The following is a 292-nucleotide window of genomic DNA, read 5'->3' as shown; positions in this document are numbered from 1 at the left end:
CGACTTAAAACAACGATGTCCAGATGAAAAGCAATTACATTCGTGTCCAATAATAGAAACATTAACATGAGAGATTAATTAACGAAAGGAGCTTTTTTATGAATAAATTTAAGGTAAACATTTCAGGAATGACTTGTACGGGTTGTGAAAAACACGTAGAATCAGCACTTGAAAAGATAGGTGCTAAAAATATTGAGTCTAGTTATCGTCGTGGTGAAGCAGTATTTGAACTGCCCGATGATATTGAGGTTAAAAGTGCAATAAAGGCGATTGATGAAGCAAATTACCAAGC

At 34.6% G+C, this 292-nt stretch carries 1 protein-coding gene and 1 pseudogene; both read left to right on the top strand.

Annotated features, from left to right (window positions below):
* Window positions 1-70 (top strand): annotated as a pseudogene (locus AC2Q9J_RS17815) (Hg(II)-responsive transcriptional regulator); the annotation flags it as partial.
* A gap of 28 nt (window positions 71-98) precedes the next feature.
* On the top strand, window positions 99-292 hold a 194-nt coding region (locus tag AC2Q9J_RS17810), incomplete at its 3' end, for a heavy-metal-associated domain-containing protein (protein WP_499042002.1).

The organism is Planococcus sp. RAB007_Raresut, assembly GCF_057369535.1.
This window is presented reverse-complemented; position numbering and strand designations above follow the sequence as displayed.